The sequence below is a fragment of the Paenibacillus barcinonensis genome, from assembly GCF_003217495.1.
In the GTDB taxonomy this organism is placed as follows: Bacteria; Bacillota; Bacilli; order Paenibacillales; family Paenibacillaceae; genus Paenibacillus; species Paenibacillus barcinonensis.
The window spans coordinates 143,303-161,691 of sequence record NZ_QJSW01000011.1 but is presented as its reverse complement, the minus strand read 5'-3'; the positions used below and the strand labels follow the sequence as shown (position 1 = coordinate 161,691).

The window sequence follows — 18,389 nt, the reverse complement described above, 5'->3', positions numbered from 1 at the left end:
TAAAGAATCTCAACTACAATGACAACAGCAATGATTATACCTATGCAATTGTCAGGAGATGAGAGAAATGCCGCTGCAAGAACAGACAAGTGGTTGGAGTGATACAGCGATCAAGATGCTGGACGGATATAGCGGTACTTTGCAGACAGGCAGCGTTTTATACACGAAACAGATGTAACTTCTAATGTGCTGCTGCTGGCATACGGAGGGGAAGGGGAGCTTGCAATGGATGGCGAGGGATGCCACATTGGGGCTTCTTTTGCCTGTCATAGAGGGGACAATCCACATAATTGTGTGAAAAAGTTCCTATCAGATTGCCCCAAATTCCAACGTGTACATCAACTTTTTAGTCAATTCCAAGCTTTAACCAACGTTTGTTCATCAGTTTACTGATCAGAACACTCACTAAAAATAAGATAAGATTATACACAATAACCGTTAATACATTGCTTAAAGAAATGAAATTGTTTCCTTGTGCAAACACTTGGTTGATGTCTCTATAAAGGTAATTCGAAGCGTCGAAAACAGCAACATATGTTAATCTATCCGAACTGGCTACTAAAACAACACTCAATATCCAGTATAAAATACTTAAACCAATACTCATCAAGATATTAGATGAAAGCAAACTGATCGTCCCAATGATAAGGATGTATTGTGTGACTACAGAGGTTAACAAAAATATCATAAGCAAAAACAGACTGAAATCCTGGTACACCATAGATACAACGGAAAGGAATATGGTGATTAAAATAAGTGATTCTATAAAAAGCACGGCAAATTTATTTAAGAAAAATTTAAGACTATCATAGGATAACAGCCTATAAAACAGAATAGTTTTGTTCGAGTATTCCTTATTCACGAAGAAAGCAATGATGAACGAGAACATTAAAAATCCAAATTGAGTAAAGACAGTATAGGTACTGAAGAGATACTCTCGATAACTTAGGGATGTAACTTTATCAAGACCAATAGGAAGGAACCAACCAATTAAAAAAGACAACACAAAAATAAGTGCCAGAAACATAAATACTTTATTAAATAGGCTTTTTGCAAATTCAATCATAGTCACTATTCCTCAATATATATTTTTATTAGTTGATCTTTGTTCTCGTATTGTACTAGCTTTTTGTCTTGAAAGAGGAAGTATCTTCCCTCGATGTTTTTGAGATCTGATAAATTATGAGTGATGTTCAATATGATTTTGTTTGGATGCTGTCTGCTGTAAATGTTAAGAAATTGATGAATCTCATTGACTGTTGTTTTATCCAGAGAATTAGTGATCTCGTCGAGTATGATCATTTCCTTATTTTCTAAAAGAAATGATACCAGCTTAAGCTTCTGTTTCTGTCCATCACTTAAATTTTTAATGAGAATGTTGGAAGGTATATTTGCAATATTCAATAAATCACTAAGCTGATCCAACATCATCCGATCATATCTTTTAATTAATATCTTGAAAAGCAATTTGGCTGAAATATCTTCAGGTATATTAGAATAACTTGAGATTACGGTTAGATTCGAGGACAAGTGTTTCGGGAAAAAACCACTCTTATTTAGAATGAAATCTTTCGCCAGTCTGGATTTCCCCACACCGTTCTTCCCTACAATATGGTTGACCCCCCCTGGTTGAAAATGTAAATGTGCGTGATCAAGCAAGAGATTATTTTTGATTTTTAACGAATAGCCACTTATATCTAAAACCATGGCATAAACTCCTCCTCTCTTAAAACCACAATAATACTGAACGTATGGCGAGTAAAACCCCAATAATCTGAATGATTTTAATAATGAAATGATTCTTCTTGGAGTTTTCAAATTCATCTTTATTTAGGAGTGTAAGTAAAATTTTATATCCATCAGAGTTCAACACCGGGATTACATTCCATACTAATGCTAAAAAGAAGAAAATATAGGATACCGACAACATAGCGATTTTCAAGAATAACGTGTTGATGATCTGGATCATTAAAATAAGAAATAAATTGATATAAATACCTGCTGAATGAACAATGAGCTTTTCTTTTTTGGATAACATATAAATATCGTTTAGTTGAACATAAAAAGAAGGAAAAACATAAAAGTTCATTTTGAATCCTACTTTGTTATGCTTTCTTCCGAAAAAATTCATGGATTTTATATGGCCTAGCTCATGAATAAAGACATTAAAAATCATGTAAGAAACAAAAATAGAATAGTTCTTCAAGTTATGTTCAAATCTAGGAAATGAATAGCCAAAAAAATGAATAAAATAAAGATTAGACACAAGCAGTATTAAAAAGAGTGTGATATAAATGGTGAAATTCACAGAATTAATTTTACTCTTATATTCGGTTAGCTGCTCCTTCAAAGTTTCATTCAAATGGATAATGCTTGTCTTATAAAATTCTTTTTTGCACTTATCTTTGACAAACACTTCGTTTTCTACAAAAATTTCATATTCTTCATTTTCAAACGTAAAACACTGTTTCATACCATGCTCTCGTAATAATTCATCATATATGGTGTTAACAAATCAATATTCTCTTCCGTTTTAAATAGAATATTGCAGATGTTACATATGGATGAAAATTGTTCTGGGATTTCAATGTGATTAAATTCAGGGTTGTTCTGAACGGTATCAATGAACCATTTAAACCCTTCCTTTCTCATAATGTAAAATAGAAGATTGGAGTTTAATTTTTCAATGGTTCTGTCAAACGTTTGATCCATGCTTTCTCTCAAATGCAATTTGGTATCAAATACCGCTGGCGAGCAACAAGGATATATTTGACCGTCGAAATGATACACCACTTCAAATCCAGGACAATGCAAACTTCTTTCGTTACTGAGTTTATAAATATGTTGAAAACTGTCCGGGTCTTCATGCTTTGCTTCTCCAACTGGCATGAGTGGAAACTTTGTTACTCTGATCCCAAGCAAAGATTCTCCCATATATTCTAATATACGATTAGACATTTTACTTTTTGTTACAGCCATATTTAGCGCCACGCTCGTATTAGAGAAGTCTCTGCTACATTCCAGTATATTTTTAATGGCATCGGCTTTAACGTATGGTTCATGAAATTCATCATAACTTATTGTTAGATTGGTCACATTGTAATACTCCATGTCGTTAAAATACTGTTCTGTTTTTTTTCTACTGATGCCCCAAAAGCCGTTACTGATAAGGGTGATTCTCTTCTGATAAGGTTTTATTATCTCTAATAATTCTTGTAAAAATGGGTAGTTCAAAAAAATCTCTCCACCTGTAAATGAAATCAAATTTATTTTTTTATTTTCAGCCAATTCATGGGCAAGTTGTCTTATGTAATTTGGATCCATAGACTGAGTCGATGCTGGAGAACAAGAAAAGCAGCAATGAGCGCAGGCTGCGTTACATTTCGCTCCCAGGTTTATTACCGCATTGTTATACATGAACAATTCCTTTCTACCGTTATTAAATGAAGTGGAATGTAACAGCGTTATCTCGTACACTTTCGCTCGAAATTCATGTTAAATCCTAATAAGTAGCCAGACCTCATCATTAGTGGTTGGCAGTCTTCAGGCGCAATTGTGCCAGATGCTCACTTGAGTAATTCCCGTATGTTATGTACCAAAATGGATGAAGAAGCTTGGAGCTTTAGATGACTCAACCACTAATTTTGAGTTTTAGATTTCAAGAATTCATAGATTCAATAAAGACATTTTACTTGGCTCCGCCTCCTGAACCTACAATCCAAGCACCTTCTCCAGATCGGATAAAGTACCACAAATCATTAACTTTAGCCAGTTTCTCCGATTTAAGAATCAATTCTTTAATCTCTAATTTTTTCATATGTATTCACCTCCTCTCAATTACCACTATTATACATGTAATTGTTATACATACAAGTTAAAAATATGTTAAATCTATTAAGTGATTGGATATTACAGGAATTTAAGGGGCTTTGATCAATATTGCTGAAGCTTCACCTAACAACTAAATACTATTTTCCTTCATAGTGTCCGTACCATTGCACTGTGTGAGTTGCATGACGAAGAGGCATGCCGAGTCCGAAAATTGACAATGAGAAAGAATCTCAACTACAATGACAACAGCAATGATTATACCTATGCAATTGTCAGGAGATGAGAGAAATGCCGCTGCAAGAACAGACAAGTGGTTGGAGTGATACAGCAATCAAGATGCTGGACGGATATAGCGGTACTTTGCATACAGGCAGCGTTTTACACGAAACAGATGTAACTTCTAATGTGCTGCTGCTGGCATATGGAGGGGAAGGGGAGCTTGCAATGGATGGCGAGGGTTGCCACATTGGGGCTTCTTTTGCCTGTCATGCGGTGAAGGGATCATCCTACACGCTGACGGCCAGATCAGAGGACATCCATTATATAGTGATCAAGTACAAGGCATCTTCCATGGAGGGAGCCTCTATTGTTATGCCTTCGTACCGAAAACACCCGCTGCGCAGAGCATTTGTGCTGAACTCGGCAGCCCACGCGGAATGGATCGAGAATGCGGAAAAAATCGTGGCCAAATGGCGCCGCGGCGAAGGATTGGAACGTTTCTATGCGAACGCCTTGCTTCAGGGAATGATCTACGAGCTGATCATGGCGTATGAACGGGGTCAGGGGGGAGCGGAGTCCGATATGGTGGATGTGGTCGCTTCCTATATCGCGTCGCACTATCGTCAAAATCTGGAGCTGAAGGAGCTGGCTGCCCTTGCGGGCTGTAGCGTAAGACAATTGCAGCGTCGATTCAAGCAAGAAAAGCAGCTCGGACCGATGGAGTACGTCATTCAGCTGCGCATGGAAAGTGCTTCACGTATGCTGCGTCATACGGATGCTTCCATAGGAGAAATTGCCGACAAGCTGGGTTATCGGGATATGTATTATTTCAGCAGGGCGTTTAAAAAGTATGTTGGCGTACCACCGTTGCATTACCGGCATGCGGCTGCTTCGAGAACCGATGCAGACTATGCGAATGCTCTACTACAAAATCGCACAGCTTCATCCTATGAATCAGCCCAAGGCCCGGTTATCTGTCATATGCAAGGGGAGTACACCGTCACCGAAGCACCCCAGCGTATCGCTGTCCTTGATGTGCAATATGCCGATCATTTGCTTGCGCTCGGACTGACTCCGGTAGGAAGTGTCGGACTAGGAAGCAGCGTGTTATCTTTCCCCCAATCCCTTCGAGCTGGGCTCCAGCATACGGAATTACTAGGTACATATGAATATCCTGATCTGCCAGCGGTGGAACGACTTGCACCGGATCTGATTATCTGCACCGAGGTGCATGAGCAGTATTTTGAACGATTAAGTGGGATCGCCCCAGTTCTGATGTTTAAGCGTAATGAAAACTGGCAGACCATCCTGAGTCTGTTCGGTGAACTAACAGGCAAGCGAGCAGAAGCCAAGCAGATTATTGCGAACTATCTTCGCAGAACGGCTATGCTGTCTGAGGAATTAGCTACGGTATTGGCAGGCAAAAGTGTGGCACTGATTCGTCCGCTGGATTCGCTCGTTCGTGTGCATTCTGCTGCTCATCGGACAGGTGCTGTGTTGTACCGTGATCTAGGTCTGCCTGTTCCGCTGTTTGTCGCAGATACCTCCGATACGGCCTATCATATTTCGGTTGAGAGATTACCTGCAGTGCAGGCGAGTCACTACTTTTTGCTGAGTAATGAATTTATGCAGGATGGGGTATCCGCAACAGAGCAGCGTGCTTTAGGTATGCTTGTTGGGAGTGAAGGACAGCAGGTGCATTCAGTGGATGCGGCGACGTGGATTGGATGCTATGGACCGATAGGGATCAATGGGATTGTGGATCAGGTTGAGAAGGCGTTGTTGGGGGGAAGGGGAGTTTCATTGTGACTCCCCTATTTACATATATCCAAAATGTATTGGGTAGGAAACTTCTTCAAACAGAGATATATCATAATTTGAGAATACAATCACTCTATTATGTAGATCGCATTTGTTTCTTCATTTTATTGTTGCGGGGAACATTGACAGAAGTAATTGACGAAAGATACAATCCATATATTCCCTATAGTTTCAAATTGTTTATATACATTGATTGGTTTAAAAATAACTTCAACTCTCTATTTGGAATCTGATTTCTTGGTTACTCCTTCAGGGAGCGATAGTGTCTCGACACTTAACGGATCGTAATTTACGAGAATAAATACCTTCTTTTTCTTATCGCCTTCAATGTAGCCGTGGATGCCTAGCGACTTGCTTAGATCGGGAGGAGAGAATCTATACTCCGTAAAACGAACGGCTTCACCGTACTTTTCGAGAATATAATTTGCAGCGAATTTCTCGGCGGAGGATACAATCGCCTTTTCCTCTTCGGAGGCACATGCTCCAAGCAAGAGAGATGAGATAATTAAGATTAGAAATAGGAAGAAAGGTTTTCTCAAAAGGGACACCTCTATTTTCATAGACTGGTATTAATATACTATAAAGATTGAATTATCACTAGTTTACATAATCATATTGAAATGTTCAATTCAGGAGGTACTTATGCGGAACGATTACATTAGCGATGAGGTGTATGAGGTGTATTAGGAAATATCTGACTTGCCTACCAGGACAACGTTACTGCCGTAGCACCGCTTACAGAGGAGAGTGAATATGCACAATGGAAGGTCATTGAACCTGAAGGTGCGAAGCTTCACAATAAAGTGTCAGGTTTTGATTCCGTCGTCCTCCACAACGATCAGACGAATCAGATTGTCATCGGTTACCGTGGAACAGAGCCAGGTGGGAGCTGGCTTGGAAGAGCGGCTGATTACGAAACAGACGTGTTCGATGTTTTAGGTGGACGCACCAGAGAACTGGAGGATGCCGTAACTGACCCGAATCATCATAACATTTTTAAGAAAAGCTTTATCCAATCCATTAAGGACGATATCGATTGGCAGAACAATCAATTCCATGAGGCAGAAGTGCTTTATGAACAAGTCAAAGCAAAATATCCTGATGCAAGTATTTCTCTTACAGGACATTCGCTTGGAGGTGGTTTAGCACAATATGTGGCAGCGCGACAGGATTTGCCTGCTATGACATACAGTGCTCCGAGTGTAACCAATCTGCTGGACGATGCAAGCTTGGCAAAAGTGAATGAGGGTTACTTTGATAAAAAAGTGATAAACATCGTTCATCCTAACGATTCTGTAGGTGCAGGAGGACTGCTTGAATATGACAGGCATGTTGGCAGCACCTACTACAAAGGCCAGGATTTTGATTCAGCCAATGCGATGTACCAAAACTGGAGACTGCAATTCCAGCTTATGCTGCCCATTCAACCGATGGGCCCCAGTGGCCCGTTAGTTACATACAATTTCCCAATCGATATTGATCTGGACAAGTTTCAGGTCGGCAATATTATTCGATTGATGGACTCATTTTCTAAAAAAGAAGGTAAAGGCTATCATTCAATGAATCAGTACCAGTTTGATCAACAGGGTAACTTGGTTGGGCCACTTATAGATCGTGCCACGGGGCAACAAATTGACATCTCGCCACGCTGGAATGCGTATCAGGAATCACAGATGGCCTTATCGAACCTCTTTGGCGGAGTGTTGGCGCCTTTAATTGCGGTTGCCGCCTATGGAAAGTCAGGTCAAGGTGGCGGAACAATCCGATTAACACCGGAGGAACTGGCGCAGGCAGCCAGAGAAATGCGCCATAGTCTGGACGGCTTCTCCAATGATGCACAAGCTTCAATCCGGATGTTCGAGGCGTATACGTCCACAAGTGAAAGCCATTCCTTCACAGCAATCGCTTACGAAGCTACGGCGACACTGGAACGAATTAACCGTTGGTATCAGGAATCCATCAGCGAGATTGCAGAGTATATTGAACGTAAGCACGAAGATTTCGTTCAAGCAGACCAGTTCTTAACGGGAGGTATGTGACATGGGAAGAATATCGGTATCTTTATCCGATCTGAGAAGAGCCGTTCAGCAGTGTGAGCAGTTGCAGGAGCGCTTAATGCAGCAGGAGCAGAAGATGCGTTCAATACATAGTAGATTGGAGCAAGATTGGGCAGGAAATGCTGCCACAACGCTAGGATTCAAAATGCAATCTTTCCTGAACGGCACATCCAGCCGAATGGATGAGCTGGAAGCGCATAAAGAGGCGCTGCGACGTTATATCCACAGGATGGAGGAAGCTGATCGAGAGGATCATAGAGATTACAGGGAACACAGTATGCTGAGATGAGGATATAGACTGGCAGATATTTAATGGTATGGTGTATTAGATTACGCAGGCGTTTTGTTTGGAGAGCCAGGTTCTCATGAGAAAAAAGAAACCGTTCCGCAACAGGTGGGAGTGCAAGCAACCATCTACATAAGGGTACGGTTTCTTTTGCATATACTACATATTTAATAAGGACATAATAGACTAATTCGGGTGTTATTATACAGGCACGATATTTGAATTCAGATGTATATGTTAAAATGATAGAAAGTATTAAAAATACGAATAACTGGAGGTATAGCACATGAAATGGCATGAAGCTATTCCCTGACCAATTTGTTCTGGTTTCTATCCTTCAATATCATGAGGAAGATAACAAAAAAGTTGTGGATGAGGTTGCGCCAATTCGTACTGTATCCGAACAAGATGCAAATAAAGAGTTTTTTTGTGTAGACCCTGGTAACGTTATATATCATACTTCAAATCCAGACTTTGTGATTCATCTCCGCAAAGATCCATTAATGAGAGTGGTGGGACATTAAAAGGGTATGGAGAAAGAGACTTAGAAGGAGAAACTATGAACGAAAGAGCTAAAGGGAAATTGAAAATGCATTTGGCTTCATCATAATATTTATTTTTATCATTAACGTGCAATTAATTGTCAAAAACTACTTCGTGGATCATCCCCCTGCATGGGCAACTGGATTATCCATTTCTGGTTTTATTATATTTAGTATACTTGGGGTGCTAACCTATCTTGATCTCAAGAACCAAGAGCAATTCGTAACCATTGGACAAATCGTAGATGTGAAGAAGGATAGAAATATCATTATAGTCAAAGGATTGGGAAGAGGGCATCGTAAAATATTAATAAAAGAAAGTCATATCCTGAATATGATGCAGCCAAATGAACTGATTGAAATTACGAGATTGAAATATACAGGCATGATAACGAGGAAAGTGTATCAGGACCAAGAGCTACAGCTTTGATCAAGTTATGAAAGAGTTGTAGTTTTTTATTTATCGATGACCGTAGTAAATAACGAAAGTAGATTTTCCTGAAGCACGAGGTTGTGAAAAGAAACTATGGTCTTGATGAAGCTCAAGCAGGCATTAGAGTAGCAAGATTTGCACCTGAACTCCATTCTACTGAACGTTATGTTTTATTGAGAGATGCCATCGTTAGATTACATAACCCCGATGTTCGAGTACGAGATGTCAAAGGTGAGCTATTCATAGATCAGAGATAAGGAGGTCAGAGAATGGAAACAAAGATACTGTTTGGCGTAGGGTTGGTCTTCGATACATCTGAATACGGAACCATCGTGATGGGGGCGAACGAAGAGTTGGATGATCTTCTTCCTTCGACCGTTCAAGAGATGATCGGTGATCAGATTTTGATTAAAACAATGGATGGGGAAGAACGAGTGTATAACGTTGTTTCTTCTCAGATCAATCATTCGATTGCGGGTAAAAAGAATGTTGGGATATGTTTGGGGAAAGAGGTATCGCCAGATGAAGTTGTAACTGGTTCAGTTGTTTATTATTATTCATCGGAACAAATTGATAAGTAGCACATGCAAATACCAGACTTTTTTATATAGTTAGCTTTAATTAAATCCAATTTGATTAAGAAGGAGTATGATATATAATGGGAGTTACTTAACATATTTTTGTAGATAGGTTATTATGTGTATAGTTCTGATTCGTATAATAAAGGACTACCAAATGTTAATTTAACAGTATTACGATTGTTGTTTATGAAATCTGTCCTGTTTTTCAAAAATAAAATCCAAGTGACGTCTGAAGTCCTGATATTCACATGTCTTTTTTGATTTTAAATTAAGTTTTTTGTTGAAAGCGAAATATTAAAAGATAAGGATTTAATAAATGGAGGAGATGATATTGTGTTAAAAGGAATTGAAATTAAAGGTTTATTTGGTAGATTCAATTATTATATATCATTGAAGGATGAAGGAGTTACAATAATCACTGGTCCAAATGGTTACGGAAAATCAACTATTCTCAAGTGTTTTGAAGCAATTAGCGAAGGTAATAATTTTTCTTTTTTCATGAAGCTCGACTTTACAAAAATTAATTTTCTGTTTAGTGATGATAATGATTCATTTTTTATTATAAAAGAAGAAGAAGGCTTGAATATTAATGGTGTTAAGGTTCCACGAGATTTACTATCAAAACTTAGTTTAGAAAGTAGAATTCCTGCATATATACGAAAAATTAATGATGATATCTGGATTGATAGGAGAACGGGTGAAACAATTGAACCAATAGACTTTTTGTTTAAACGAGCTGTTATTAGTTACGAAAGAGACAATATTGATATTGAAGTTGATCACAATCTCCCCAAAGAATTACATAATATTTTAAATCAAATAAAAGAAAGTATAGGCCCAATATATTATATTAAAGAACAAAGATTAATAATGGAAAAAAGAAATGGGAACACAGAGATAGAGAGTATTAATGTGATTGACGAACTACCAAACAAATTTAAAAATTTAATTAGAGATATTTCAAATAATTATTCTGCAACTGCAAATAAATTAGATGGATCATATCCATATAGATTATTTAAAACAGAGAAAGGCATCTCAGAAGAAGATTATAAAATTAAAATGGAGGAGATGAATGAAAAGTTCGAAAAATTGAGAAAATATGACATTTCTGATATGCAAAATTCAGCAAATGTAGTATTTAAAAATGAACATGCAAAGGCATTAAAAATATACTTTGATGATTTTGATAAAAAATATAAAGTTTATGAAGATTTTATAAATAAATTAGATATTTTCACTGATATAGTTAATAACAGGCTCTCTTTCAAAGAAATAAAAATTTCTAGGGAGTTTGGAATTATAGTTACAGATAAGGAATTTAAAGAGAAGCCTATTAGACTAAACCAGCTTTCTTCTGGAGAGAAACAAGAAATAGTATTATTTTATGAATTGATATTTGAAACTACAAATGATGTTTTACTTTTGATAGATGAACCAGAGATATCACTTCATATTACATGGCAAAAAAGTTTTATGAATGATTTGTTAAAGACCGTAAATTACAAGAAATTCAAAGTAATCGTTGCGACTCATTCGCCACAAATTATTAATAACCATTGGGATAAGCAAATAGACTTGGGGGAGTTATATAGTGAGCAACTCGGTTAGATCCAACCTGACTAAGGAAGATATTGTATCAGAGATAAAGTTATCGATCGGAGCTGATATAAATAAAGAGATTACTTATTTGATTGTTGAAGGTTCTGATGACATTAAATTCTGGAAAAGCATGTCGAATGATAGTGTTGTTATACTAGAATCTTTTTCTGGGAAGAATGGGATAAGGGAAATTATCACACAATATTTTGATAATGTTCCTCAAGTCATAGGGATACGTGATAAAGACTATGAAAACGAGTCAGTTCATAAGAGAATTTTTTATTATGATCACTGTTGTATGGAGATGATGTTTATATCAAGAATTGACGTTTTCAATAGCATATATTCTGAATATTTTGAGGAGAATCTTCCAGCAGCGGAATTGAGGGGGAGAATTCTAAGCCAACTCAAGGGAATAAGTTATATAAGGAAATTAAATGAGACAAAGGGCTGGGGAATAAAAATAGATGGATTATCACTAAATAATTCCTTTAATAAGGAAACTAAAGAGTTAATTACTGAAAGAATATTTGCATCTCTGAATCTGATGAATCAGAATTTTTTCGATAACAACACTATAGAAAAACAAGACATCATTAATTTTATGTGTGAAGAGAAGGAGATTAATGAGTTATTAGACATAACCCAAGGTCATGATTTTTTGAAATTATTTTCAATCTATTGTATGAGAGAACACGGTAGATCGGCTAGTGATGTAAACATATCCTCAAGCTTAAGATGCGCATACAGAAGCTCAGACTTTGAAGAAACAATACTGTATTCCAAGCTAACTGAACATGAGGATACATACGGGTTGAAAATTGTATCTTAATTCGATGTGAGTTATCTTCGTAGAGTCCTTGATAGAGAAAAAATAACCTAGTTTTGTCTCAGCGTTGCTGAGCAGAACAGTGATTTTTCCGTTGGTGAATTAATCCATTATACAAATTTTCGGAATATCACTATCTCCACCTTCTTTCTGGGTGGTTTTTTTTATTAATTCACTAATCGCATTAATATGACCTCACTACCTGATAGAATCATCTTAGATAGTTTTCTTTTGTCTAAATTTTACTTAAGCCCATCAGAGAGGTGCATGTATGAGCCGGTTGCTTGACTTATTGGAAGAGGAACGGCGCAAGCTTAATCAGCTTGGAGAGGCATCCTTGAAGCAAGCGATTCCGTTGTGGGACAATCCTGCGGTTCAGGAACAGAGCCGAAGGGTGGATGAACTGGTGGCACAAGTAAGTGACATGAAGGCGAGGCATAGCCGAGTTGTACGGTAATGAGCGAAGTACATAATGCGTAGGGGAGGGGAAGCAATGGATTTTCCACCGTGGATACAGCGAGCGATTCAGGCAAGGTTGGATGAGGTGACAGCCCGGATCGAGCATGATCCTGAGCTGAGTCTTATACGTGGGGAAACCGACGAAGCATTTGAAGCTTTGTTTGCTGGCCAAGATGTTCAGCAGACACCTGAATACATCGAATGGGAGAATCGTTACATTGTCAGAAAAGGCATAGAGAATGAACGGTTGTATATGCAGGCGCTGCGAGATGGTATTCAGCTAACGGCTTCCTTGTTAGGTCAGTCGATGTTGGTGGAGAAAGGACATGAATCGGATCAAAGCTAGGTGATGGACGTGTTTGATCCACTAAAGCGAACCCTTAAGTCATGGGGGAGCAACCCGATCTTCACTAAAAAACCCGAGCCGAAGCGTGAATAACCGCTTCGGCTCGGGTTTTAATGCTTTACTTTTCCAAAAACAAAATCTTACTTCCCACTCACAGACTTGAACCAATCATTCACCTCTTGGGTGATCTGGTCGCCGCCGTTGGATTTCCAGTTGGCTACGAATTGATCGAATGCATCAATTGGCAGTTTGCCGTAGATGATTTTGTTGAAGGTTTCGAGTTCGGACTGACGGAGCAGGTTCCATTTGGATACCATGGTTGGTGTGGCTGCGCCGGTGAAATAGTTTTGTTTGCGGATGTCGATCTGGGACGTCAGGAACGGGAATTGGTTGGAGAAGTCTTTGATCTTGTCCTTGTTACTGGTCGGTTGATTGACCGTCTACGACACCCCAGTCGAACCCTTTGGCAAAGCCGTATTCATAGGACTGCCCGCAGTCAAATTCGCCAGATTATTAAGCAGGTAGCTGTAGTACAGGAGATCGCTTTGGAATACTTCGCTCGTTTTTGTGAAATAGGGCCGTGATTACAAATCTAATGATACCTTGACTGAGGGTATTGCCCTGAATCTCGGCGTGTCCAACTCATGTACAGCAAGAGTAATGCAATGATGGTGAGTGCTATCCCCAATAGATGAAAGCCTGTGTAGCTAAACTGCCCACCCATCATGATGCCTATGAGTAATGAAGAGAGAATCGCTCCCAAATTTCGGGAGGAGCTGAACAAGCCTGAGGCTACGCCGATGATTTCTTTCGGGGAGCTTCTGAACAAGGCTGCTTGCATTCCAACCCCGTTCAGTCCATTGCTAAACCCGAATGCGGCCAAGGCTACACATACACTAACAATAGGTGAGTCTTCATTCAAATTTGCCAGCCACAGAGACCCCGATACCATTAAAATTGCTGCCATTAGTAACGCTGGTCTTGGCCCGGACTTATCGATCCATCTCCCTGCCAGTGGGGATGCAGCAAGTGAGCATAAGCCTAAGGTCAGCATCAGAATGCCTGTTTGGAACTCGCTAACATGGCGCACGACCTGCAAGTAGGATGGTATCCCGAAAAAGAGGGTGTAAAAAAGAAGGTTTACCACAATAAATTCGATATTGATCCAAGTGATTGCGGGATATTTGGCCAATGTGCGCAAGGGAATAAAAGGTGCGGTTACCTTTAATTCATGACGGATGAAAGCGCCGATTGCGATGAGACCCGCTAACCCGATCATGATGTGAGTTAGAGAGATATGGCTAGCTGCTTTCATAGACAATAGTGAAATCAACAAAGGAACGAGTCCCGCAGTGAAAAGCATGATTCCGGTTCCGTCCATCACACTCCACCATTTACGCAAGGACATATGTCGGATAACCGATGCTGGCATTTCTTCGCTGGGAATCATCTTCCAAGCCATCAGAAAGCTCGCTACGACAAACGGAATATTGATGAAGAAAATCGCGGACCAATCCCATACATAAATCAGAACGCCTCCAACAAAAGGGCCAATGGCTGCCGCTCCCGATTGAAAGATGTTCAGCATGGACACGGCAGTGCCTTGCTTCTCATGAACATGAATGCGAATGATTGCCATACCGACTGAAATGAGCATGCTGGTTCCAATGGACTGCACAACTCGTAAAAAGATAAGCGAGCTAAAGTTTGGCGCAAATGGCGCCCCTAATGATGCGGCTAAAGCTACCAAAAGCCCGGCAAGAAATACTTTTTTTCTCCCCCATATGTCACTGGCCTTTCCTACAACTGGATTGGATATGGTGCTCGCAATATAGAAAGCGAAGATGATCCAGGAAATAACGGTAAAATCCAGTTGAAACTCCTTTTGCAACCTCGGAATCGCTACAGCAATCATTGAAGAATTCAATGGATTGAGCAGCATCCCCAGCCCTACAGAAATGATTAGCCATCGGTTTCGTGTACCCATATTAAGTTCCCCCACTTGTTCTTATGTTTAATCATAGAATAATTGATATGTTTCATTTACTCCAATGCATTTTATGTTATGATCTGATTTATTCAGAGGAATGAATGGAGGGTGAAATGGAACTTCTGCAACTGCAATATTTTCTCAAGGTAGCTCGTTTGGAGCATATGACTGAAGCCGCACGAACTCTGCATGTCACGCAATCCTCGCTGAGTAAAACCATTCAGCGGCTGGAGGAAGATGTCGGTGTCCCTTTATTCGATCGGACAGGGAGAAAACTTCGGCTAAATGAATTCGGCAGTAAATTCCTTCCCCGTGTGGAGAGGGCATTGTTTGAATTGGAACAAGGGAAGCAAGAGCTAAGAGATTTGTTCAATCTAGAACATGAAGTACTTGAATTGGTGGTAACAACTGCAAGTACCTTGCCCCATATCCTGCGCGAGCTTCGGAGCAAGCATCCCCACATCCAATTTCATGTTCAAATGCTGACCACGGAGGAAGCGGCTGTGCTTCTGAACCGGGGAGAGGTTGACTTTTGCTTGTCATCTCCACCCATACACCGAGACGACATCGACTACGAGATCGTGCATGTTGCACCTATTTTGGTGGCCGTTCCGCAGGGACATCGATTGGCTGGCAGGAGTAGTGTCAGTTTGATAGAGATTCAGGAGGAAGAGTTTGTCGGTGTAAAGCGGGGTTATCACACTCGTGATTTGGTAGATGCTGTATGTGAAACGGTAGGGTTTGCGCCTAAATATGTGTATGAGGGCAACGAGCCTGCCAGAGTGAACGCTCTTGTGGAAGCAGGTATTGGCATCGGATTTATTCCAGGCACAGCCGTGAATCCACGGGAACACATCCATTATCTTCGCGTAGAGGGTCATGAGCTTGTTATGGAAATTGCTTTATGGTGGAAACATGGCCGATACATTTCGCGCGCTGCCCAGCAATTTCGCGAGGTTGTGGAACAATACTTCAACTCTTTATCAAGTGAAGGTCATTAAAAACAAAGGCGGGCCGGTGTAATCTTTAACTTGAAAACCCGAGCCGAAGCGTGAGTAACTCGCTTCGGCTCGGGTTTTAATGCTTTACTTTTCACAACAACAAATTCTTACTTCGCACTCACAGACTTAAACCAATCATTCACCTCTTGCGTGATCTGGTCGCCGCCGTTGGCTTTCCAGTTGGTAACGAATTGGTCGAACGCATCGATTGGCAGTTTGCCGTAGATGATTTTGTTGAAGGTCTCGAGCTCAGACCGACGGAGCAGGTTCCCCTTGGATACCATGGTTGGTGTGGCTGCGCCAGTGAAAACGTTTTGTTTGCGGATGTCGATCTGGGACATCACGACTTTCCTGCGTACCAGGTTTCCGGTTTACGGAATTCTGCGAAGGCTTGAGAGGGGGTGATAAGGAAAGGGGGCGTTAATTATATGTTAATCTTAAAGAAACAAAGACAGAAGTGAGGCATAACGGATTCTGTTGAAGTTCCTGTGTTTTAAAGTACATAATCGAGATTCTTTAATTTGGGAAACGAAAACTAAAGGAATTTGACATAATGTTCATAAAAAAAAGAAGATTTTCAAATTAAATTAGACATAAAATAGACACGAATTTAAGTAAACATTTTCCATATATGTTACGTTTATATAATTAGAGGTTTCAACATTTAGTTATCGCGAGAGATTTCTTGTATTCGTTAAATGACAGTGCAGATTCAGATTGTGATTAGAGAGATTTTCATGCTCTCTTTTACAATAAATATGCTTGTTAAATTATTAGGATGAAGGTGGACTTACTACTAGCTCGAAGGTTCTATTTTATTTTAAAGATAGAACTTTGGAGACTCGTTCTTTACAAGGGGGATAGCGTAGTTAATTTCACAAGAAAACTGTAGTGTGTTTTGTATTTCATCAAATGCTGAACAAATTTATACGGAGAGGTGAATATTTTGAAGAAACGTTGGATGGTAATGTTAACATGTTTAATGGCTGCATTCCTCATTACAGCATCTGTAAAGGCAGCAAGCTCAGATTATTATAGCGGATCATGGGATACAAGTACAACCAGTTTAGGTATAGCAGTAGGGTCGAGTATGTCGTCCAATTTAAGTTCGTTTCAAAGCTGGTATACCGGATGGAATGGTGTATCCTCCAAAGTAGGCTTGGAAAAGCCTTATGAAAGTTCATTTCTCGATCAAACACCACACATTGCAAGAATCAATATTATGGGAAAGAATCTTGGTGCTACAGGTAGCTGGGCTGAAGCTTGCAATTATAAATATAGTGTTATATGGGGATACTCGTGCGATTGGAACGGTTCTTGGAAAGACTCCATTATTGAATTCAATACCAACACGGATTCAAAAACGAAAAAAGGGTATTCCTTTCATAGTGCTAATTTAAAGAAAAAAATATTCCTACATGAATTGGGACACTCATTAGGACTTAAACATCCAGATACTACTTCTAGCGCCATCATGAAACAAGGGGATAATGGATACTATGTTGTACAGACCTATGATAAGTCCAATTTAAAAGAGAAATATGGAAATTAAATTTTGGAGGTGCTGACATGAAAAAGTGGATAATTGCAGGAGTTATAGCTGTAATGGGGGTTAGCCTTTTTTTTGGATATAAGCATCTAAATGCACAAGAACTACGTCCAGATGCAGATTATCATAATTACTCTCTTTCTGAGATCGAATCATTAGCTACTGTCATTGTGGAGGCTGACTGGGAAGAGGAGACGAATTCAATCGTTGAATTAGATCAAAAGGATAAGTATCCATTGGATACACGGACATTTTCAAATATAAAAGTGAAGAAAGTATATAAAGGTGAAGTAAAGGAGGGGGATGAATTAAACGTAGTTGAGTATTATGCCAAGTGGAGAGATGTGGCAGGTGCATATGTGAAATATCCAAATGAATTGTATCAACCTTTAACGTCTGGAAAAAACTATCTCCTGTTTTTATATCAAAGTCCGGAGGAGCCTTCAGGTTCATATGAGATCATCGGCAACCATCAGGGTAAATATGTTTACCCGGAAAGTCAAAGTAACATGAGTATTCAATCCACTAGTGACCTTGATATTGCTGAAAAAGATGAACATTATTCTGCCTTATATAACGAGGTTAGTGAAAAGTATTTTAAGTAGCACAATGGATATTATTTGAATTACAGAAGGGAGCAACCCCGATCTACACTTAAAAACCCGAGCCGAAGCGTGAGTAACTCGCTTCGGCTCGGGTTTTATGCTCTACTTTTTCACAACAACAAAATCTTACTTCCCACTTACAGACTTGAACCAATCATTCACCTCTTGGGTGATCTGGTCGCCGCCGTTGGATTTCCAGTTAGTGACGAATTGGTCGAATGCATCGATGGGCAGTTTG

General features: G+C 39.5%; 22 protein-coding genes. 14 read left to right on the top strand and 8 right to left on the bottom strand.

Annotated features, from left to right (window positions below; translation table 11 throughout):
* Nucleotides 1-1,071 precede the first annotated feature (1,071 nt).
* The 4 genes from DFQ00_RS17575 to DFQ00_RS17560 form a co-directional block, all read right to left on the bottom strand.
* Nucleotides 1,072-1,707 carry an ATP-binding cassette domain-containing protein gene (locus tag DFQ00_RS17575; RefSeq protein ID WP_110897786.1) on the bottom strand — a complete coding sequence of 212 codons (636 nt, stop codon included), beginning with the start codon at nt 1,705-1,707 and terminating at the stop codon, nt 1,072-1,074.
* A 19-nt stretch (nt 1,708-1,726) separates the two neighbouring features.
* Nucleotides 1,727-2,473, bottom strand: a complete 747-nt coding sequence (locus tag DFQ00_RS17570) for a hypothetical protein (protein WP_110897785.1) — start codon at nt 2,471-2,473, stop codon at nt 1,727-1,729.
* On the bottom strand, nt 2,470-3,417 hold the full coding sequence (locus tag DFQ00_RS17565; protein WP_110897784.1) for a YydG family radical SAM peptide epimerase: 948 nt from the start codon (nt 3,415-3,417) through the stop codon (nt 2,470-2,472). Before DFQ00_RS17565 ends, DFQ00_RS17570 begins: the two co-directional genes overlap by 4 nt.
* 271 nt (nt 3,418-3,688) lie before the next feature.
* A complete protein-coding gene (locus tag DFQ00_RS17560) occupies nt 3,689-3,817 on the bottom strand; it encodes an epipeptide YydF family RiPP (protein ID WP_110897783.1) in 129 nt (42 codons plus the stop codon).
* A 302-nt stretch (nt 3,818-4,119) separates the two neighbouring features.
* Here DFQ00_RS17560 and DFQ00_RS17555 point away from each other — a divergent pair, with 302 nt between their 5' ends.
* Nucleotides 4,120-5,859: a helix-turn-helix domain-containing protein gene (locus tag DFQ00_RS17555; RefSeq protein ID WP_110897782.1), complete on the top strand. Its 1,740-nt coding sequence runs from the start codon at nt 4,120-4,122 to the stop codon at nt 5,857-5,859.
* A 230-nt stretch (nt 5,860-6,089) separates the two neighbouring features.
* Here DFQ00_RS17555 and DFQ00_RS17550 read toward each other — a convergent pair whose 3' ends face one another.
* Nucleotides 6,090-6,431 carry a hypothetical protein gene (locus tag DFQ00_RS17550; protein WP_146236187.1) on the bottom strand — a complete coding sequence of 114 codons (342 nt, stop codon included), beginning with the start codon at nt 6,429-6,431 and terminating at the stop codon, nt 6,090-6,092.
* Nucleotides 6,432-6,674: 243 nt separating this feature from the next.
* On the opposite strand from DFQ00_RS17550, the gene DFQ00_RS17545 reads away from it, so the two are divergent.
* From DFQ00_RS17545 to DFQ00_RS17500, 10 genes are all read left to right on the top strand, one after another.
* The gene (locus DFQ00_RS17545) at nt 6,675-7,910 is read left to right on the top strand and encodes a lipase family protein (protein ID WP_167433756.1); all 1,236 of its coding nucleotides are present in this window, start codon (nt 6,675-6,677) and stop codon (nt 7,908-7,910) included.
* A 1-nt stretch (nt 7,911) separates the two neighbouring features.
* Nucleotides 7,912-8,217 (top strand): WXG100 family type VII secretion target, encoded by a 306-nt coding sequence (locus tag DFQ00_RS17540; protein WP_110897779.1) that lies wholly within the window; start codon nt 7,912-7,914, stop codon nt 8,215-8,217.
* 293 nt (nt 8,218-8,510) lie between these two features.
* On the top strand, nt 8,511-8,738 hold the full coding sequence (locus DFQ00_RS17535) for a hypothetical protein (protein WP_110897778.1): 228 nt from the start codon (nt 8,511-8,513) through the stop codon (nt 8,736-8,738).
* Nucleotides 8,739-8,844: 106 nt separating this feature from the next.
* On the top strand, nt 8,845-9,186 hold the full coding sequence (locus DFQ00_RS29555) for a hypothetical protein (protein WP_146236186.1): 342 nt from the start codon (nt 8,845-8,847) through the stop codon (nt 9,184-9,186).
* 83 nt (nt 9,187-9,269) lie between these two features.
* A complete protein-coding gene (locus DFQ00_RS29550; protein WP_208643794.1) occupies nt 9,270-9,446 on the top strand; it encodes a hypothetical protein in 177 nt (58 codons plus the stop codon).
* 12 nt (nt 9,447-9,458) lie between these two features.
* Nucleotides 9,459-9,770, top strand: coding sequence for a hypothetical protein (locus tag DFQ00_RS17520; protein WP_110897775.1), 312 nt, complete (start codon nt 9,459-9,461; stop codon nt 9,768-9,770).
* A gap of 333 nt (nt 9,771-10,103) precedes the next feature.
* A complete protein-coding gene (locus tag DFQ00_RS17515) occupies nt 10,104-11,381 on the top strand; it encodes an AAA family ATPase (RefSeq protein ID WP_167433755.1) in 1,278 nt (425 codons plus the stop codon).
* Nucleotides 11,365-12,204, top strand: coding sequence for a hypothetical protein (locus DFQ00_RS17510; RefSeq protein WP_110897773.1), 840 nt, complete (start codon nt 11,365-11,367; stop codon nt 12,202-12,204). The genes DFQ00_RS17515 and DFQ00_RS17510 overlap by 17 nt, the downstream gene beginning before the upstream one ends.
* Nucleotides 12,205-12,472: 268 nt before the next feature.
* Complete coding sequence (locus DFQ00_RS17505) at nt 12,473-12,658, top strand: aspartyl-phosphate phosphatase Spo0E family protein (protein WP_110897772.1); 186 nt, start codon at nt 12,473-12,475, stop codon at nt 12,656-12,658.
* A 36-nt stretch (nt 12,659-12,694) separates the two neighbouring features.
* On the top strand, nt 12,695-13,006 hold the full coding sequence (locus DFQ00_RS17500; RefSeq protein WP_110897771.1) for a hypothetical protein: 312 nt from the start codon (nt 12,695-12,697) through the stop codon (nt 13,004-13,006).
* Between the two features lie 140 nt (nt 13,007-13,146).
* Here DFQ00_RS17500 and DFQ00_RS30265 read toward each other — a convergent pair whose 3' ends face one another.
* Nucleotides 13,147-13,323, bottom strand: a complete 177-nt coding sequence (locus DFQ00_RS30265) for a hypothetical protein (RefSeq protein ID WP_341866273.1) — start codon at nt 13,321-13,323, stop codon at nt 13,147-13,149.
* 275 nt (nt 13,324-13,598) lie between these two features.
* The gene (locus tag DFQ00_RS17490; RefSeq protein ID WP_110897770.1) at nt 13,599-14,993 is read right to left on the bottom strand and encodes an MFS transporter; all 1,395 of its coding nucleotides are present in this window, start codon (nt 14,991-14,993) and stop codon (nt 13,599-13,601) included.
* A 116-nt stretch (nt 14,994-15,109) separates the two neighbouring features.
* Between DFQ00_RS17490 and DFQ00_RS17485 the strand changes: the two genes are divergently transcribed.
* Entirely contained in the window at nt 15,110-15,997 is an 888-nt protein-coding gene (locus tag DFQ00_RS17485) for a LysR family transcriptional regulator (RefSeq protein ID WP_110897769.1), read from the top strand.
* Between the two features lie 107 nt (nt 15,998-16,104).
* Here DFQ00_RS17485 and DFQ00_RS17480 read toward each other — a convergent pair whose 3' ends face one another.
* Nucleotides 16,105-16,338, bottom strand: coding sequence for a hypothetical protein (locus DFQ00_RS17480; RefSeq protein ID WP_425271036.1), 234 nt, complete (start codon nt 16,336-16,338; stop codon nt 16,105-16,107).
* A gap of 605 nt (nt 16,339-16,943) precedes the next feature.
* Between DFQ00_RS17480 and DFQ00_RS17475 the strand changes: the two genes are divergently transcribed.
* Nucleotides 16,944-17,549 carry a zinc metalloprotease gene (locus DFQ00_RS17475; protein WP_110897768.1) on the top strand — a complete coding sequence of 202 codons (606 nt, stop codon included), beginning with the start codon at nt 16,944-16,946 and terminating at the stop codon, nt 17,547-17,549.
* Between the two features lie 17 nt (nt 17,550-17,566).
* Complete coding sequence (locus DFQ00_RS17470) at nt 17,567-18,151, top strand: hypothetical protein (RefSeq protein ID WP_110897767.1); 585 nt, start codon at nt 17,567-17,569, stop codon at nt 18,149-18,151.
* Nucleotides 18,152-18,389 lie beyond the last annotated feature (238 nt).

Coding starts and splice junctions, on each gene's coding strand:
- DFQ00_RS17490 (WP_110897770.1), bottom strand. CDS start 14,993: ATGGGTACACGAAACCGATGGCTAATCATTTCTGTAGGGCTGGGGATG.
- DFQ00_RS17520 (WP_110897775.1), top strand. CDS start 9,459: ATGGAAACAAAGATACTGTTTGGCGTAGGGTTGGTCTTCGATACATCT.
- DFQ00_RS17535 (WP_110897778.1), top strand. CDS start 8,511: ATGAAGCTATTCCCTGACCAATTTGTTCTGGTTTCTATCCTTCAATAT.
- DFQ00_RS17565 (WP_110897784.1), bottom strand. CDS start 3,417: ATGTATAACAATGCGGTAATAAACCTGGGAGCGAAATGTAACGCAGCC.
- DFQ00_RS17560 (WP_110897783.1), bottom strand. CDS start 3,817: ATGAAAAAATTAGAGATTAAAGAATTGATTCTTAAATCGGAGAAACTG.
- DFQ00_RS17575 (WP_110897786.1), bottom strand. CDS start 1,707: ATGGTTTTAGATATAAGTGGCTATTCGTTAAAAATCAAAAATAATCTC.
- DFQ00_RS17505 (WP_110897772.1), top strand. CDS start 12,473: ATGAGCCGGTTGCTTGACTTATTGGAAGAGGAACGGCGCAAGCTTAAT.
- DFQ00_RS17485 (WP_110897769.1), top strand. CDS start 15,110: ATGGAACTTCTGCAACTGCAATATTTTCTCAAGGTAGCTCGTTTGGAG.
- DFQ00_RS17555 (WP_110897782.1), top strand. CDS start 4,120: ATGCCGCTGCAAGAACAGACAAGTGGTTGGAGTGATACAGCAATCAAG.
- DFQ00_RS17570 (WP_110897785.1), bottom strand. CDS start 2,473: ATGAAACAGTGTTTTACGTTTGAAAATGAAGAATATGAAATTTTTGTA.
- DFQ00_RS17500 (WP_110897771.1), top strand. CDS start 12,695: ATGGATTTTCCACCGTGGATACAGCGAGCGATTCAGGCAAGGTTGGAT.
- DFQ00_RS17540 (WP_110897779.1), top strand. CDS start 7,912: ATGGGAAGAATATCGGTATCTTTATCCGATCTGAGAAGAGCCGTTCAG.
- DFQ00_RS17480 (WP_425271036.1), bottom strand. CDS start 16,338: ATGTCCCAGATCGACATCCGCAAACAAAACGTTTTCACTGGCGCAGCC.
- DFQ00_RS30265 (WP_341866273.1), bottom strand. CDS start 13,323: ATGGTATCCAAATGGAACCTGCTCCGTCAGTCCGAACTCGAAACCTTC.
- DFQ00_RS17470 (WP_110897767.1), top strand. CDS start 17,567: ATGAAAAAGTGGATAATTGCAGGAGTTATAGCTGTAATGGGGGTTAGC.
- DFQ00_RS17550 (WP_146236187.1), bottom strand. CDS start 6,431: ATGAAAATAGAGGTGTCCCTTTTGAGAAAACCTTTCTTCCTATTTCTA.